The following is a 15,386-nucleotide window of genomic DNA, read 5'->3' on the forward strand; positions in this document are numbered from 1 at the left end:
ACCACGATCCGTGTGTGGTCCACTCTGTTCACTGCTCGTAACTTCGTGGTCATGGCGAGCAACCAGCAGACCAGACCCGGAATCGGCGACCTTGCCAAGGACACAGCCAACGGCAAGCTCGGCATCGTCATGGGTGAGATTGGCGGCCGTGTGCAGATGCGGCCTGTGGGCGGCGGTATCGAGTGGGACGCCATGCCCGACAACGTGGTGTCGCCGAAGGCGCGCGAGGAACTGAGCGCACGCCTGGCCGTCAGGAACGCCAACACTCGGGCCGGTCTGTGATGCGCGTCGTCGGCAGGTACGCCGGAGTCCTCTTCATCATCATGGTCAGCGCCTCATGCGGCCTGGTGATCGGTATGGCTCTGGCGGCCAGCCCCTGATCCGGTCCGCTTGCGCGGAGGCCAGCACACCCATGGCTCCCCCGTACCCGCGCAGGCGGACCTCATCCATGCACCACTCCCAGTGAGAGGACCACGCATGACCGCAGTAGCGAACGACCTCCGGACCGGCCGCAGCCTGGTGGACGAGGAGCTGTTCGACAGCATCGTCCGGCTCGTCATGCACGAGAAGGGCCGCGACCGGGCCTTCGCCGAGCAGGTGACGGACCAGGCCCTCGCGTTCGTGGCCACGGCCGCTGTCTCCACCGTCCCGATGGTGCCCAGCGACGACGTGGACGAGGGCCTGCACGCCTTCATCCTCCACACTCCGGACCACCACGCCTTCTGCGACAAGCACGCCGGGCGCTTCCTGCACCACAACGCCCGCCCCGGCGTCCCCCGCAAGGTGGAGGACGTGACCGCTTCGGCTCGGGCGATGAAGGCCGCCGGATTCATGGTCATCGACGCCCGATGGACTGTGGACGGCGAGAACGCTGCACAATGCGACTCGGACTGCGGCCGGCCCTACGGCGAGGCGTAGCCACCAGGTGATCGGGCGCGGCCAGTCTGCTCGTCGGGCTGGCCGCGCCCGCATGGAAGGAGAGACTTGTGCCTGACGCAACGCCCGAGCTTCCCGCCGTGGTGCTTGACGCGATCTCGCCCACGGAGACGCGCCTCGTCCTCAACCGCCGGGGCTCGACGGTGTGGGACGTGGAGAGCCGGCGCGGCCGGTACGCGGTGAAGATCGGCTGGCCGATCGAGGCCGCCCCTGGCTGGGAGGCGCAGCCCTGGACGGCTCTCGCGCCCGCGCGGGAGGGAGCCATCCTCTACCGGCTCAACGGCGACTTCGTCGCGTACGGCGAGTGGGACCAGGGCACATGGAACATCCAGCCCTGGCGTGAGGGGCCGGACCTGTACCGCGCCTGGGAGCCGTGCCGGGCTGAGGGATCGTCGCTCGAACCGCACCGCAGCGTGGCGCTCGGCTGCGTGGAAGCCCTGGCCGAGCTGCACGCCGAAGGGTGGGTGCACGGGGATGTGCAGCCCGCTCACTTCATCATCGGACCTGAGCGTACGCACCTGATTGACCTCGCCCTGGCCCGAGGGGGGCGGGTGCCCGAGGCGTACGACTTCCCCTTCCGTGGATGCCTCGTTCACTACGAGGCTCCGGAGATCTCCCGCAGCGTGCTTGCCACGGGCGAGGCGGAACCCACCCCGGCGGCCGACGTCTACGCCCTCGGTGCCTCTCTGCTCATCTCCGCCACCGGATGGCGGGCAGTCGAGTACCCGGACGACGCGCCGCGTGCCGAGCAGCGCCAGGCGGTCGCCGAGCATCGCTTCCGGGGCGTGGACGTGCGCGGCGAACTGGGCGGGATCGTGCGAGAGATGCTTCGGCCGGCCCCCGAGGACCGGCCCACGATCTACGAGGTGGGGAAAGCTCTGAGCTGACCCGGAACAGCGAAGGACCCCCCAGGCCGGCGCCCTGGGGGGTCTTCGTCATGCTGTCATCGCACGGGGCAGGCGCCCGTCGTGCAGTCCTCGTCGGTCCCGTCCTCGATCGAGGTCACGGCGTAGGAGTTGAACTCCTCCTCGGTGATCCGCTCGTACGGGGCCTGCTCTCGCGTTCCGTCCGGCATCAGGGTGGTGCCCTTCAGCTCCGGCAAGAACGCCTGGATCAGGTCGGCCGCCTCCTCCGTGCTGTACTTCCCCTCCGGGAAGTTCACGGTGAAGCTGACCGCGTTGTCGGCGTACTCCGTCTGGTACATGGCCTGGAAGTTGAGCATGTCGTACAGGCTGATCTCGTCCGCCGACTCGACGATCTCTGCCGGGTAGCCCAGCTCCTCGACCTCGGCGACCAGCTTCTCCTTGGTCGGGAACGCGACGACCATCGTGTTGCCGCTCTGGTCGTACACGCACTTCTCGACGAGGAAGCCCTGGTTCATGGCGTCCTGCACCGTCGCGGCCTGCGCCGGGTCGGGCATCGAGAACCGCACTCGGCGGATGAAGTGCCGAGCGTAGATCGGGTGGATGCCTTCGCTCACGCCCGGCAGCTTGGCAATGCTTCCGGTCGGGGCCACGGTCGTCACCTTCACGGGCTCCGGGATGCGGAGCTTGAAGGAGTAGGCCCGAGCCTCCTCGCGGACCGTGTCGTACAGGTCGTTCAGCAGGTTGCGGAACGCGTACGAGTGCGGCGCCTTGGAGTAGGCGATGCCCTGCTTGGCGAGGAAGCCCTGCACTCCCAGGTGGCCGACGCCGATGCGTCGGTTCTGGGCGAGCTTGCCGGCCTGCTCGGCGTCCGTCACGTCGCCGTGGGTGGCTCGGATCAGGAAGCGGGTCATCAACTCGTGGGCCCGGAGCAGGCCCTTGCGGTCGAGCCTCGCGCCGCTCGCCGACTGGGCGAAGTGGTCCAGGTTGATGTGCCCGAGGTTGCAGTTCTCGGCCGGTTCGAGCGCGATCTCACCGCACGGGTTGGTCGCGATGACCGTGCCGACCTCGCCCTCGTTGGAGTAGGTCGAGTTCCAGTAGCCGGGCTCGCCGTTCCGGAGCATCCCTTCGACCACCTTACGGTGGACGGCGTACGCCATCTCGTTCCCGCCCGGACCGAAGTCGTCCACCTTGCCGCCCGAGAGGTAGCCGAGGAAGTCCTCGTCGATCTCGACGGAGATGTTCGTGGTCCAGTGCTTCGAGCCGTCCTTCTTGCAGTCCAGGAAGTCGTCGATGAACGGGTCGTCCCACTTGCAGATGGCCATGCGGGCAGAGCGGCGGACGCCGCCCGACACGACACACTCGGCGATGGCGTGGTCGATCTCCATGGCCTCCGTCGGGGTCAGGTGCTCGTAGCTCCAGCCGAAGCCGGCACCCACCTCGACGTGGCGCTCGCCGACCGCACCGTTCAGGACGACGGCGACCTGCTGAAGCATCCGGGCGAAGGGGCCGGGCCCGCTCGCCGTGCCGCCGAACGTCTTCAGGCGCGAGCCCTTGCAGCGCACGCGGGACACGTCGTAGACGCGCTCCTTGTGCTTGACCTCGCCGTCGCTCATGAAGGTGTCGATCAGGTCGACGAGGGCGTCAGCCCATCCCTCGCGGGAGTCCTCGACCTCGAAGGCGCCGGCCCAGTCGGAGTCGTACTCCTCGGACAGGAGGCCGGCGGCCTTCATCTCCTCGTAGTCCTGGTGCATCGGGTCGCACACGACGTGGACTTCGAGCTCGCGGCGCGGGGCGCCGTACGGGCGGAGGTACTTCGAGCTGTAGTTGCCTCCAACGCCTCCGCCCTCCATCAGGCGCATGAACGTGAACTCGAAGTGGCGGGAGAGGCGGTCTCCCCAGGGGGCGACGTGGCAGTTGAAGAGGTACTGCCGCCCCTTCACGCCCGTGGCCCACAGGTGCCGGCCTGCGGGGATGATGGCGAACACGTCCATGAACTTGACGAGTTCGTCGTACTCGTCCTTCGCATCCTGCGGCCAGCTCTCCATGTCGGGGCCGTGGACGAGGGCGAGGTTGCCGCGCGCTACGCGGCGGACCGTGTCAGGCCAGGTCTCCTTCGAGCCATCGGCCAGCGTGCGGGAGTAGGTGCGCTCGTAGACGAGCTGACCGGTCGGGCCGAACGGAACCTGGATGTCGGTCGTCACTGCTGAAGTCCTCCTTGAAGTCGTCTGTCTCTCTCACTGCCGCAGGGCGACAGCCCCGAAGGACTGCCGCCCGCTTGCTGCACTTACACAGGTCGTCCGGTCAGCTCGCCGAGCACGACGATCATGCGCTTCAGGGTGCCCGCGCTGTACGCGGCCAGGTCGGAGAGCACCTTGATCTGCGCCGCCGTCTCCTCGGCGGTCGGGGCCGGGTTGGCGAAGTACGCCAGGCTCAGGTCGATCCGCTCGTCGAGGTAGGGGATCGCCTGCTCGGCCTCGGCCCGCAGCCCGTCGAGCTGAAGCCGCTTCGCCTTGCCGGCCAGTTCGTCGGCCGTGTACGGGCGGGAGTGGACGATCCCGGCGCTGTCCTCGCGCTGGTCGCGCCAGAAGTACAGCTCGCGCTCGTCGTCGTAGAAGTCGAAGTCGTCCTCGGTCATGCCTGCGGGCGGGGGGATGTTCATCACTGCTCGTCCTCCAACTGGTCGTATCCGTCGATGTACTTGTCGCCGTTCAGGTGGGCGGCGAGCTTGCCCACTCCGCGCTCGATGCGGTAGCGGACGGCCCGATCGGTCACGCCCTGGAAGGCCGCGATCTTCTCGTCGTGCTCGTCGAGCGCGTAGTGAAGGAACAGGGCCTGCTTCTCGACCAGCGAAAGCGGCCCCACCTCCCATGCGCGCCGGACGTCGGCGAGATGGGCGGGGAAGTTCGAGCCCTTCTTCTTGTCGACGTGCCCCTTCGGCATGTCGGCGTCGGGCGCGAGCTCGTTCTTCATCCCGTACGCGGAGTCGGGGTCGAAGACGGCCGGCAAGGTCCGCTCGACGGTCGCGCGGTCGTACCCTCCTGCCACTCAGTACCCCTGCGCTTCGAGCTGGGCCTGGTTGACCTCCCAGGACTTCGCCTTCGAGCGGTGCTTGGCCTCCGTGAGGTGCTTGTCGCGCAGGCGCTGCCCGAGCCACCGGTTCAGGGCGCCCGGCCCTGTCTCCAGCGCCGCCCTGGCCTTGCTGGGCCTGGTGGCGAGCAGGATCAGGGCCTCCTGGTATGCGTCGTCGTACTCCAGGGTCGAGCTGAACTGCTCGGCGGCCTTGCGGGCTGCCCGCTGGGCGATTCCGTCGACCTCCTCGGTCACGATCGACCAGTCGGTGTACGCCTCCTCGGCCGTCTCGTACGCGTTGGTGATCTCGATGATGTTCACTGGCTCACTACCTCCTTCACGGGCACTCGGCCCTCTCTCGTTACGGCGACGATCAGTCCGGGGGCACCCTCCGCGCCTTTGCTGTGCCGGAACCACGTCGACTCGCTCTCCATCGACGGCACCTGGACGAAGGTCCGGGGCCCGTCGGCCTCCACGAATTCGTGGTGCAGGTGGCCGGCAAGCAGGACGTCGGCCTGGTGCATGGCCGAGCTGCGCCCGAAGGCTTGGCCCTTCCACCACTCGAAGTGCTTGCCCGGCCGGAACTGGTGACCGTGGGCGTGGGCGACGACGGTGCCCGAGCACTCGACGACGACCGTCAGCTCGTCCGTGTCCGGGACGTAGAACTCGACATGACCGAACCGGGTGGGATTCAGGTCGGCCGCGTCCTTGACGGCGATCAGGGACTCGGTGTCGTGGCTGTCGTCGTACCGCGTCACGCCCTTGCCGCTGATCCGGACCGCCTCGCCGTGGTTGCCCGGCACGGCCGCCATCGTGAGCCGACTGCACATCGGCGCGAAGACGAGGAGTGCGTGGAGCATCACTCGGCGGGTGAGGCGGATCTGCTCGTTCAGCGTGAGCTGGGTTCGCCAGGTATTGGCCCCGCCCTGCGAGACGAAGCCTTCGATGTGGTCGCCGAGCCAGGCGATGTGGACGTGGCGGATGTTGAACCGGAGCCGGTACTCGGCGAGTCGGTCGGCCGCCGCATTGATGCAGGCGATCGTCCGCTCCAGCGTGCCGGCCGGCCCGTCGCCGTCCGCTTTGCCGAACTGCATGTCGCCGAGGGCGACGATGAAGGTGTACTCCTCGCCGTCCCGGACGAACATGGTGACCGGGTCGGGCGGCGTGCTGTCGATCGCGGCCAGGAGCTCGTCGATCGCCGGCCTCTCGCCTGCGACACTTTCACACTTGCGGGCGAAAGTGAAGCGGGTGGAGACGCCCGTGTCTCCGTTCGCCATCGTCCACTCCGAGGAGCGCAGGCCGGTGACCGTCCACTCGGACGGGTCGAGGCCCTGGCCCTGGAGCACGGCAGTGGCTGCGCTCTCGTTGTCCTCGAAGGTCTCGCCCCGGACGGTGACGTCGGCCTCGTCGCCCTTGATCTCGATCTGGCGGGTGAAGTCCTTCTCAGGGTCAGTCACTCGGGCCGGGACGGCAGGGCCGATCGGCTTGGCCAGGAGCTCGTCAAGCAGTTCGCTCACTGGTGCCTCCTTCCTGCCGGAGTGCCCGGCGGTACGTGCGGATGGTGGTGGCGGACACGTCGTGTCCGAACCTTCGAAGCGTGGTCGACAGCCAGTCGGCCGAGGTCTCTCCGAGGAGATGCAGCCCGAAGGCGTACTGCTCGCCCTCGGTCATCGCCGCGTAGATGTCGACCAGGGTGGGGCCCGGATCGCCGGGCAGCTCCTTCAGATGCTTCACGTCAGACCGACCTGGTCACCGCGAGCTCGACGATCTCGACGTCTTCCGGCGAGAGCTGCAAGTCGGTTCCGAAGAAGATGAAGAACCCCTGCGTACGCCACTCGGGCTTGATGAACTTGGCCAGCACCACCTCGTGCGTCCCGTGCGGAACAACGTAGGCAAGTCGGCCATGCTTCAGTTCTGCACTCACTCAGTCGAACACCCCCAGCTCCGAGGCCCAGTACATCTGGACCAGTTCGAACGTCTCTTCACGAGTGAAGCCCTCCTTACGGAGGGCCGCCCGCAGGTCGCCCACGATCGAGGCGGCCCGGCTCACGTTGCCGAAGTGGTCGACGACCGGCGCCACATCCGTGACCTCGATCCCCTCCCACTCCTCGGGGGAGATGAACTCCCCTTCCTCGCTGCTCACTTGCCAGCCTCGTCGATCTGCTCGATCCTGCTGAACACGACGGCGGCGAGCTGGGTGAGCGCGTACCGCTCCTCGGCCGGGTTCAGGGCGGCCAGCGCCTCGAAGGTGAGCGCCAGGACCAGGGCGTCGATCGTGCCCTCGTGGGCGTACTGCCGGTTCCAGGCCGCCGCCCGCCCGTCGTGGTGGCGGATGCGATGCTCGGGGGCCGGCTCGGTGGAGTACTCGCCGAGGGCCTTCACCTGGGCGCGGACGTCGTTGAGGATGCGGGCCATCGGGTCCGCTTTGCGGGCCGGCGCCTTCTTCGTCGTCGGCTTGGTCTCGGTCGTCTCGGTGTCAGTCACTGAGTCAGTCCTCCTTCTTCTGGATGAGCGAGAGCACATGCTCCGCTCCGTGTGCCAAGTAGGTGTCGGTCACGTCGGCCTTCAGCCGCACTGCCTTGGCCGACTTCAGGGCGCGGGTGATCTTGCCGGTGAGCTCGGCGCCCGCGTCGTCGGGATCGGCCCAGGTCCACACGCGGTTGAAGCCGGCGAGCATCCGCCTGTGCCTGCCGAACCACATGTTGGCGCCGGGGATGGCGACTGCGTGAAGTCCGAGCTTGTTCAGGATGATGGCGTCGAGCTCGCCCTCGGTGACGTGGATCTCGCTGCCTGCGCGGTGGACGGCCCCGACGTGGAACATGCGGGGGATGTCGTCCTTGATCGTGTTGTACTTGCCGTGGAAGTAGTCGCGGTGGTTGTGCTCGACCATGCAGCGGAACCGCACGGTGAGCGGCTGCCCGTTGCGGCCGAGGTAGGGGATGGCGAGCATCCCTCGGTACTTCTCGTGGCCGGGTGCGGGGTCGGCGACGATGCCGAGCCGGAAGGCCAGAGCCTCCTCGCGGCCGATCCCACGGTCGATGAGGTACTGGGCGGCCTCGGGCGTGATGTGCGCCTGGTAGGTGCTCACCGCCTCTTCCAGCATCTCCTTCTGGGACGTTGAGAGCGGCGTGAGCGGGTCGTGCTCGGCCAAGCTGTTCTCCTCCTTACTTCCTCTTCCAGGCGGGGACGTATCCGTCTCCCGTCTTCCGTCCGGGCTTCTTGCCCGCTGCTCGGTGCCCACCGCCGTACCGGCTGGTGTAGCCGCCTCCGCCTCCGTCGCCCGTGGACTCCTCGTCGAGGCGGTTCTCGCGGGCGTAGTCCTTGGCTTGCGGGAAGGTGATCTCCTTGCCCTCGACCATGTCGTGGTACTTGATGATCAGCGTGAAGCTGTCCCCGCCGTTCGAGCAGGAGTGGCAGTTCCACAGGCCCTCGTCGAGGCGGTAGGAGAACGAGGGGGTGCGGTCGTCGTGGAGGGGGCAGGCCGCCATGCCGGTGTTCCGGCTGGAGTTGAACTTGACCCCGAAGTGCTCCATCGTCGCTTCGAGCGTGGGCTTCACGTCCGTGCCGCTACCGCTCGATCGCTCCTCAACCCGGCGCCATCTCACGGGAGCATCCACTCCTCCAGGTCGGCGAAGTCGACCCCGAAGAACTCCTCCCACGCGAAGAGGAAGTGGGCGTCGAAGTCCAGGTCGTTCAGCAGGTCGAGGAACGCCTCGAATCCGAGGACTTCCTCCTGCGGCATCACTGGGGGTCCAGGCCGAGGTAGTCCTCGACCGTCGTCAGCACGAACGCCTTGCGCCAGTTCTTGCCTCGGCGCTTGACGACCACGATGGACTCGACGTCCTCCAGGTCCAGGCCCCGATGCTTGGCGAAGTTCTCGCGCTCGATGATCGCCTCGCCGAGGAAGACCCCCGGCTCGAACTTGGCGTTCTTGGCCTCGATCACGAGGTACTTGCCGTCGCCCTCGCGGATGACCAGGTCGCCCTCGTCCTCCTTGCCGGCCAGGCGCAGGGACTCGACGTCGAACCCCTCCTCCCGCAGACCGTCCCGCAGGTCCGACTCCCACTCCGAGCCCTTGCGCTTGTTGCGCCGGTTCCTCGCCGCGATGCTGTTGCTCAACTTACACACCACCTCCCGAATGAAGCCGGGCGGACGCCCGGCGTGTCTGCTACAGTATCACACTACGACCCCAAGGACAACGCGACCTTCGTCGGGCTCCACTCCTCGGCCGGCTCCGCCTTCGCGGCCTGGACAATCTGCCGCACCTCCGCCTTGCGGAAGCGGGTGTACTCCGGCTCGCAGATCATCGTCGCGTAGCGCTGTGCGGTGGGGTCGCAAGGCCCCATGCGCTGCTTGATGCAGGCGACGTGGTACGCCATCGACGTCGGGTCGAGCGCGACGGACAGGGACAGCTCCGGCTTCTCCGACAGGCCGCCCTTGACCTGGTCGCGCGAAGGCGGGTTCCAGGGGCTCGTCTTGGCCTCCCACGCCTTGTCGCTCGCGTGGTGCAGGATGATGACCGTGGCGCCCGTGTGACGGGCCAGCTCGGTGCACCCCTGCATGACGGCCATCTGCTCGGTGTAGTCCGACTCGGCGTTCTCGAAGTCCATCAGGTTGTCGAACACGATCACCTGCGGGTACTCGTCCCACAGCTCGACGTACGCCTCCAGCTCCTCGTCGACCGCCCGCCAGGAGATCGGCGAGCCGAACGAGAAGGTGATGTTCAGGTCGGCCAACGCGTCGATGTACGCCTGCCGGTACTTGCCGCCCTCGGCCATGCCCGCCTCGACCATCGTCGAGGTGTCCTTCGTCATCATGGACGCGAGCCGCGAGGACGCCGTGAAGGCGCTCATGTCGGCGGAGAAGTACAGCGTCGGCAGGTTCATCATCGCCACCCAGAACAGGGCGAAGCCCGACTTCTGCGTGCCGGAGCGGCCGGCGATCATCACGACCTCGCCGTGCCTGGGCCTCACGCCCATGGCGTACAGGTCGTCGAACGCCTCTACGCGCGGGAGTTCACGGCCCGATTCAGCATGGAGCGCAAGGCTTCGTCCTGGGGTGAGCACTGAGTGGACTCCTCTCGGTAGACGGTCGTCTTGATCCCGGACGCCTCGATCAGCGTCTGGCAGGCGGGGCACGGCTTGCGGGTCACGTAGAGCGTGGCGCCGGCCAGCTCGTACGGATCGGCGTGCTCGATGGCGTTGCGCTCGGCGTGCGTCGCAGCGCAGTTGGAGTAGTCGGTGTCCCGTGCGCACTCCTCGACGGAGAGCTGGCCACGCGGACAGTTGCTTGCCGATGCACAGCCGGGAATGCCGGCCGGAAGGCCGTTGTACCCCACGGCCAGGACTCGATGAGTCCGACTCAGGATCACGGCGCCCACCTGGGCGCGTGTACAGTCAGCTCGGGTCGCGACAGCCTCGGCGATGGCCAAGGCCCAGTCGTCCCAGCTCGGTCTCACTGAGACCTCCTCTCTGCGGGCTGGCGCCCGCTCATCGACCTCCTCTCCCTCGCTCGCTCCGCTTCACTTACACATCAGGGTCAGTCGAAGTCGGGGGCGTCGGCGACAGCCGCCTCGGCCTCGGCCTCACGCTTGTTGGCGTACTCGACGACAGCGGTACGGACGGCCGCGTCGGTGATCGGACGCCAGACCCACGCCGGGTGCGCGCCGGGCTTCTTCGGGGGGACCTGCGTGAGCTGCACGATGGTCGCGCCGCCGACGATGGTCTCCAGGTCGCGGGCGAGGATGGTCTGCTCGATCCTCTGGCCCTTGGTCACCTGGGGGGTGCCGGCCGCGAGGGAGGCCGCGTCCTGGAAGACGGTCACGTCAGCGAGGACGGAGTCCTTCGGGCCGTTCGGGGTGGGACGCTGGCGCTCGAAGGAGTGGACCTCCAGCAGGATGGCGACCGCGTTGACGTTGTCCTTCGGCTTGAACCAGCCGCCGCCCTGGACCGGGATGTCGATGAGGTTGAGAGCCACTGTGTTGATCTCCTTTGTTCACTGTTCGGTGAGTGTTCGCTGGGCCGTGTGCTGCGGTGCCGCTTACGCGGCTGCCTGGAGGGACTTGCCCTTGGCCTTCCAGGCGGCCATGACCGCCGGGTCCTTGAAGAAGGACTGGTTCGCTGCCCAGAGCTTCTTCAGCCCGTCGACCGTGGTCTGCTTCTCGATCTCCCCGAGGATGTAGGCGTTGGGGTCCTCGGCCTTCGGCTGCTCTGCTACACTTGCACTCCCCGGCCAGGGGCCGGAAGATGTGCTGGCCGCAGCCGCCCACGGGTCACCCGCCGGCTTGGCCGGCGCCTCGTTGGTGGTCTCCTCGACGACCGTCGCCCCGAGCGCCGTCGCGATCAGGCCCTTGCCGTGCGCGACGTTCGTGGCGTTCACGACGATCGAGCTCAGGCTCAGTCCCCGCTGCGTCTCGGGGTCCATCCCGAAGTAGTCGATGACCTCCGCCCTGATCTCCGGGGTCGTGCCCTCGAAGACCACCCAGGAGTCGTCGTACCCCTTGCCGTACTTGATCGTGACCTTCACGAAGTGCTGTGCTCCTCTCTCGCCGTCGCCCCACTTACACACTCGGCGTAAAGTGAAGGGCTGTCGCCTCCTTCGCCTCCGGGGCGTTCCCCGTTGACGTTGTCCAACTTACACACTCGCGGAGTCAAAAGCAACTCCATCTTGTGTGACCTGGCTCACGAAGGGCTTCATGGCACCCTTCGTCGACCGAGCCTTCCTGACCGTGAGCGCGAGCTCGGCCAGGGCCCATCCGATGTTCAGGTCCACCCAGTACAGATCGCACGTCCCCGTGCCGGCCGGCAGGTGGACGATGATGCCCCAGTCCTGGTTCACGGGAGGCAGCGGCGAGTAAGCAGGTGCCGCCTGCTCCGCAGTGAACTCGGTCTTCTTCCACGCCTTGAACGCCTTCTCATCGTCGGCGTTGACGGGGAACTTCGTGTGGTCGTACAGCTTGCCGCGCGAGTACACCGCGAGCTGCGACGCCATCTTCAGCTTGCCGTACTCGATCGAGCCGGTCTTGGTGTCCGTGATGAAGTTGCCCGAGATCGGCTTGCCGTCCGGGCCGGGACCGTCGTAGTACGACAGCCGGTCGAACGTGCCGCCGACACCCAGCTCGGGGACGACGACGAACTGCTCGATCGCGACGACCTTCAGTACGGACGTGGCCATCATGTACGCGGCCATGTCGTCGAGGTCAGCGCCCGAGATCTCCTTCGGGAGGGGATCGCCTCGGTCGACGTACTCCGACAGGTCGTGCAGGTACGTGCCCTTGCGGCTCTTGTCATTGGCGCCCGAGGAGTCCGTCAACTGTTCCGTCAACGAGTCCAGTGACCGCTTGTCCGAGCTCCTGGACGGGTCGAGGCCGCGCGCTTTCTCCACCAGGTCGGGGCGACGCGACGCTCCCACGAGGACCATCCGCTTGCCCCAGTCGATCAGGTTCGACTTGTCCTCGATGCAGTCGATGAACGTCGTGGTTCGGGTGTGCCCCTTCGGCTTGCCGCCGGTTTCCGGGACGATCAGTGGGCGCCCCCACCCATCGCGTGGGACGGACAGATTCGGGTGCAGGGGCTTTGATTCCGGAAGGTCGATGAGATTCAGTGCCACTCAGTTTCCTCTCGTTGGGGGAGTCGTCAGGGTCTTCAGTGCCCTCGGCGAATGCCGGGATGTAAGGGAGGTCGTGGTGTGCCGGGCTCGGGTGGTACAGGGCAGCCACGAAGCAGGCAGCCAGGGCGAAGCTGTAGGCGGCGCGCTTGCGTATCGGGGCCTTCCCGCCGACCTGGACGGTCTTGACGGGCTCGGCTGGCTGGGCGCCGTGCACCAGGTAGATGCGGACGGTGTCGTCTTCCAGGAGCTCGGGCCCGCACTCGTCGTCGTCCATGGGCTCCAGGCCCCTGCTCCTTGCGACCGTCAGGACGGTTCTCATGTCGCGGGTGGAGTATCCCGGCTTCGCGTCGATGTGGAAGTCCTCTTCGGCGTCATCCACCCACAGGGTGATCAGTCCGTCCGAAGAGGTGTACCTGCCTGCCCATCCGTCCGTTCCGACGACGGGCCCCACCCCCGACTGTCCTTCCATCTACCAGACCTCCCCGGCGTGTGTAAGTGTCGCTGACCCAGAACATCTTGCACCGTGCATGTGTCAGGTGTCAACCCTGCTTTTGCACGTTCCGGAACGTACGACTCCGGACGTGTGCAGATGGTTGCACAGGATCTCCAGAAGTTTGAAACTTCATCCATTTGGACCCTGCGCCATTTGATTCGTAGGCTGGACGCGACAGAGCCCCCGCAATTCCGGTGCGGGGGCTCTGGTCTACAGGCGTAGCTTCAGCCGATGATTCACTCGCGGTCGGCGTTCGGCCGGGGCGTCGTCTTCTTCTCTGGCCGGCGGATGATGTCGGTGTCATCCGGTTCGCGCGGTACGTAGAAGAAGCCGTCCTCGGTATCCGGGTCGTAGTGGACGACGGCGCTCTCCTCATCCAGCATCTCCTTCCACGAGTCCAACCGGGCCTTGTCTGACTCGGTCAGCTCCTGACCGTCGCGGAGCCGGGCCTCGACTCGGAGCATCGCCACCGGATACTTCCAGCGGTGCTCCGGTTTCACGAACCACGGGATGAGGTCGTCGTCCCGAGTGATCCGCCGGTCCAGCCCGCGCCGACGTCGGAAGTTGCCCCACATCGAGGCGACGGTGTCGATGTTGTACTTGCGCTTGTACTCGTTGATCATCCACTGATACGTGCGCCCCTCCTCGAACCAGCGGATTACCTCCTGCTCGTCCTGGATCTTGCGCTTGGCCATGTTCCTCCTGTCTCCGATGATCTTGGGCCGTGCAACACTTCCACAGTAGCGCAGCACGGGTCAAGATACACAGGTATCGTGGAAGTCACACCAAGATGCACACGGGAGAGCATGTGAAGATCGAGGTCATCGCCTGCGACATCGACCAGAAGGTCCCGGCCAAGACTTACACAATCACAGCGTCGGACGGAAGAAGCATCTCGAAGGATTTGTGCGAGGAGCACGCCGAGCCCTTCGAGGAGTGGCTGGAGGAAGCGGTGGCCGAGGAGCCTGAGCCTGAGCCGGTACCCCAGCCGAGGCGGGAGCGCGAGAAGAGGCAGGAGCCGCCCGCGAAGAGGACAGTGCGACGGCGACCGAAGGTCATGACCCTGGAGGAGATCGAGGCCCAGAAGAAGGGCTGAGACGACGAGAAAGCCCCCGCCAGCCGTTCAGGCCAGCGGGGGCTTCTCTCATTCGGAGTTCTCGACGAAGCCGAGGGCGGTCAGCGCCTGTATCGCGAGGGCGACCTGGGGGTAGTCGGTCGCGAAGAGGGTCGCTGCGGACAGGGCCACGCCGAGGACGGCTGCGACGAGTCCGGTCTTGGACTTGTACTTGGTGGGCAGGGCCCGAGCGATGACGCCCAGACCCTTCGCGCTCACCTTGCGGTGCTTGCTCACTTGCGGCCTGCCTCCTTCTGGAGCTCGATGAACCCCTGCTTGCCGATGGCCGGGTCGTAGGACTTGCCGGCCGCGCGCAGGTGGGGGTTCTTGTTGTGGAACCGGGCGACCGCCTTCTGGGTCTCGGTGCCGTAGTAGGTGCTGTACGCACCGGGGATCGGGCCGTAGCCCGCCTTGACGAGGAGCTGCTGGAGCTCCTTGACCTGCGCGTGCCGGGCTCCCGGCTTCACCGCAGAGTTCAGGGCGACGATGGTCGACGGCTTGGGCGCGGGCTTCGCCTTCGGGGCAGCGATGAGCCGCTTCCAGGTCTCGGCGCCGGGGTAGCCGTCAGCGTCGGAGCCGGTCCAGCCCTGCGCCTTCTGGAACGCCTGGACGGCGTCCTTGTCCGCCTCGGTGAAGCGAGGGCCGGGGCCCTCCTTGTAGAAGCGGCCGTAGCCGTGGGCGACCAGGCGCTGACCGAGGACGGTCACGGCCGGGTGGGACTGGCCCAGCTTGAAGGCGCTCGCGCCGGGGAAGGACTTGCCGTCCCAGCTCGGGGCCGGAGCCGGAGCGGGGGCCGGCGAGGAGGGCTCGTCGTAGTCGCCGGCCGGCATCCCGGCCTTCACCCAGGCGTACAGTCTGGGGCCGGGGCAGGCGGTCGCGATGCCGTCGCGGTGGCCCTTCTTGGCCAGGGTTCGGCCGGTCTTCTGGCACGCCTCGTCGTACAGCGCGCGAGCGGATGCGAGAGCCTTGGCGCTCGGCTCCTGGTCGCCGCCGATGGCGATCTGGACGCCGATGCCGGAGACGTTGTGGTTGGGGCAGTGGGCGCCCTGAAGGTTCCAGCCGCGCCCCTCGTAGATGGTGCCGTCCTGGTCGACCACGAAGTTGTAGCCGATGCCGGCCCAGCCCTGGTTCTGGTGCTGCCGGTCGATCGCCTGCGGGACCGAGCTGCCGGTCCGGGTGATCGGGGTGGCCCCGTCGTAGTGGATGAAGAACTCGGTGCGCGAGCTCAGGCTGACGTGGTTCGGGGTTCCGTTCCAGGGACGTGCGCCCCACTGGCTACGGGAGATGATCTTCACGGACA

25 protein-coding genes are annotated in these 15,386 nt (G+C 67.0%); 4 read left to right on the top strand and 21 right to left on the bottom strand.

The window, feature by feature from the left end:
- The first annotated feature begins 51 nt into the window (after positions 1–51).
- The 3 genes from ACF08N_RS22525 to ACF08N_RS22535 all read left to right on the top strand — a co-directional run bounded on the left by ACF08N_RS22525 (position 52) and on the right by ACF08N_RS22535 (position 1,823).
- A complete protein-coding gene (locus ACF08N_RS22525; RefSeq protein ID WP_392326445.1) occupies positions 52–282 on the top strand; it encodes a hypothetical protein in 231 nt (76 codons plus the stop codon).
- Between the two features lie 195 nt (positions 283–477).
- A complete protein-coding gene (locus tag ACF08N_RS22530) occupies positions 478–918 on the top strand; it encodes a glycine-rich domain-containing protein (RefSeq protein ID WP_392326446.1) in 441 nt (146 codons plus the stop codon).
- A gap of 68 nt (positions 919–986) precedes the next feature.
- Entirely contained in the window at positions 987–1,823 is an 837-nt protein-coding gene (locus tag ACF08N_RS22535) for a protein kinase (protein WP_392326447.1), read from the top strand.
- A 56-nt stretch (positions 1,824–1,879) separates the two neighbouring features.
- Here ACF08N_RS22535 and nrdJ read toward each other — a convergent pair whose 3' ends face one another.
- The 19 genes from nrdJ to ACF08N_RS22630 form a co-directional block, all read right to left on the bottom strand.
- Entirely contained in the window at positions 1,880–4,003 is a 2,124-nt protein-coding gene (gene nrdJ / locus ACF08N_RS22540) for a ribonucleoside-triphosphate reductase, adenosylcobalamin-dependent (protein WP_392326448.1), read from the bottom strand.
- 83 nt (positions 4,004–4,086) lie between these two features.
- Positions 4,087–4,461, bottom strand: a complete 375-nt coding sequence (locus tag ACF08N_RS22545) for a hypothetical protein (RefSeq protein ID WP_392326449.1) — start codon at positions 4,459–4,461, stop codon at positions 4,087–4,089.
- The gene (locus tag ACF08N_RS22550) at positions 4,461–4,847 is read right to left on the bottom strand and encodes a hypothetical protein (RefSeq protein ID WP_392326450.1); all 387 of its coding nucleotides are present in this window, start codon (positions 4,845–4,847) and stop codon (positions 4,461–4,463) included. The genes ACF08N_RS22545 and ACF08N_RS22550 overlap by 1 nt, the downstream gene beginning before the upstream one ends.
- Positions 4,848–5,192, bottom strand: coding sequence for a hypothetical protein (locus ACF08N_RS22555; protein WP_392326451.1), 345 nt, complete (start codon positions 5,190–5,192; stop codon positions 4,848–4,850).
- Complete coding sequence (locus ACF08N_RS22560) at positions 5,189–6,388, bottom strand: hypothetical protein (RefSeq protein ID WP_392326452.1); 1,200 nt, start codon at positions 6,386–6,388, stop codon at positions 5,189–5,191. The genes ACF08N_RS22555 and ACF08N_RS22560 overlap by 4 nt, the downstream gene beginning before the upstream one ends.
- Positions 6,372–6,605, bottom strand: a complete 234-nt coding sequence (locus ACF08N_RS22565; RefSeq protein ID WP_392326453.1) for a hypothetical protein — start codon at positions 6,603–6,605, stop codon at positions 6,372–6,374. The genes ACF08N_RS22560 and ACF08N_RS22565 overlap by 17 nt, the downstream gene beginning before the upstream one ends.
- Position 6,606: 1 nt before the next feature.
- Positions 6,607–6,795 (bottom strand): hypothetical protein, encoded by a 189-nt coding sequence (locus ACF08N_RS22570; RefSeq protein ID WP_392326454.1) that lies wholly within the window; start codon positions 6,793–6,795, stop codon positions 6,607–6,609.
- Positions 6,796–7,014, bottom strand: a complete 219-nt coding sequence (locus ACF08N_RS22575) for a hypothetical protein (RefSeq protein ID WP_392326455.1) — start codon at positions 7,012–7,014, stop codon at positions 6,796–6,798. It lies immediately after the preceding gene.
- Positions 7,011–7,355 (bottom strand): hypothetical protein, encoded by a 345-nt coding sequence (locus tag ACF08N_RS22580; RefSeq protein ID WP_392326456.1) that lies wholly within the window; start codon positions 7,353–7,355, stop codon positions 7,011–7,013. Before ACF08N_RS22580 ends, ACF08N_RS22575 begins: the two co-directional genes overlap by 4 nt.
- Positions 7,356–7,359: 4 nt before the next feature.
- On the bottom strand, positions 7,360–8,022 hold the full coding sequence (locus ACF08N_RS22585) for a toprim domain-containing protein (protein ID WP_392326457.1): 663 nt from the start codon (positions 8,020–8,022) through the stop codon (positions 7,360–7,362).
- A gap of 13 nt (positions 8,023–8,035) precedes the next feature.
- On the bottom strand, positions 8,036–8,428 hold the full coding sequence (locus ACF08N_RS22590) for a CHC2 zinc finger domain-containing protein (protein ID WP_392326458.1): 393 nt from the start codon (positions 8,426–8,428) through the stop codon (positions 8,036–8,038).
- 44 nt (positions 8,429–8,472) lie between these two features.
- On the bottom strand, positions 8,473–8,613 hold the full coding sequence (locus ACF08N_RS22595) for a hypothetical protein (protein ID WP_392326459.1): 141 nt from the start codon (positions 8,611–8,613) through the stop codon (positions 8,473–8,475).
- The gene (locus ACF08N_RS22600; RefSeq protein ID WP_392326460.1) at positions 8,613–8,990 is read right to left on the bottom strand and encodes a hypothetical protein; all 378 of its coding nucleotides are present in this window, start codon (positions 8,988–8,990) and stop codon (positions 8,613–8,615) included. The genes ACF08N_RS22595 and ACF08N_RS22600 overlap by 1 nt, the downstream gene beginning before the upstream one ends.
- 62 nt (positions 8,991–9,052) lie before the next feature.
- A complete protein-coding gene (locus ACF08N_RS22605) occupies positions 9,053–9,850 on the bottom strand; it encodes an AAA family ATPase (RefSeq protein WP_392326461.1) in 798 nt (265 codons plus the stop codon).
- Between the two features lie 23 nt (positions 9,851–9,873).
- Complete coding sequence (locus tag ACF08N_RS22610) at positions 9,874–10,329, bottom strand: deoxycytidylate deaminase (protein WP_392326462.1); 456 nt, start codon at positions 10,327–10,329, stop codon at positions 9,874–9,876.
- An 80-nt stretch (positions 10,330–10,409) separates the two neighbouring features.
- Entirely contained in the window at positions 10,410–10,847 is a 438-nt protein-coding gene (locus tag ACF08N_RS22615) for a hypothetical protein (RefSeq protein WP_392326463.1), read from the bottom strand.
- 63 nt (positions 10,848–10,910) lie between these two features.
- Entirely contained in the window at positions 10,911–11,396 is a 486-nt protein-coding gene (locus ACF08N_RS22620; protein WP_392326464.1) for a hypothetical protein, read from the bottom strand.
- 108 nt (positions 11,397–11,504) lie between these two features.
- Positions 11,505–12,479 carry a hypothetical protein gene (locus ACF08N_RS22625; protein ID WP_392326465.1) on the bottom strand — a complete coding sequence of 325 codons (975 nt, stop codon included), beginning with the start codon at positions 12,477–12,479 and terminating at the stop codon, positions 11,505–11,507.
- Between the two features lie 729 nt (positions 12,480–13,208).
- Positions 13,209–13,667 (bottom strand): hypothetical protein, encoded by a 459-nt coding sequence (locus tag ACF08N_RS22630; protein WP_392326466.1) that lies wholly within the window; start codon positions 13,665–13,667, stop codon positions 13,209–13,211.
- Between the two features lie 113 nt (positions 13,668–13,780).
- Between ACF08N_RS22630 and ACF08N_RS22635 the strand changes: the two genes are divergently transcribed.
- Positions 13,781–14,068 (top strand): hypothetical protein, encoded by a 288-nt coding sequence (locus ACF08N_RS22635; protein ID WP_392326467.1) that lies wholly within the window; start codon positions 13,781–13,783, stop codon positions 14,066–14,068.
- 48 nt (positions 14,069–14,116) lie between these two features.
- Here ACF08N_RS22635 and ACF08N_RS22640 read toward each other — a convergent pair whose 3' ends face one another.
- A complete protein-coding gene (locus tag ACF08N_RS22640; RefSeq protein WP_392326468.1) occupies positions 14,117–14,323 on the bottom strand; it encodes a hypothetical protein in 207 nt (68 codons plus the stop codon).
- Positions 14,320–15,381: a peptidoglycan-binding protein gene (locus ACF08N_RS22645; protein WP_392326605.1), complete on the bottom strand. Its 1,062-nt coding sequence runs from the start codon at positions 15,379–15,381 to the stop codon at positions 14,320–14,322. Before ACF08N_RS22645 ends, ACF08N_RS22640 begins: the two co-directional genes overlap by 4 nt.
- Positions 15,382–15,386: the final 5 nt, after the last annotated feature.

The organism is Streptomyces sp. NPDC015127, assembly GCF_043080095.1.
Taxonomy (GTDB): Bacteria; Actinomycetota; Actinomycetes; order Streptomycetales; family Streptomycetaceae; genus Streptomyces.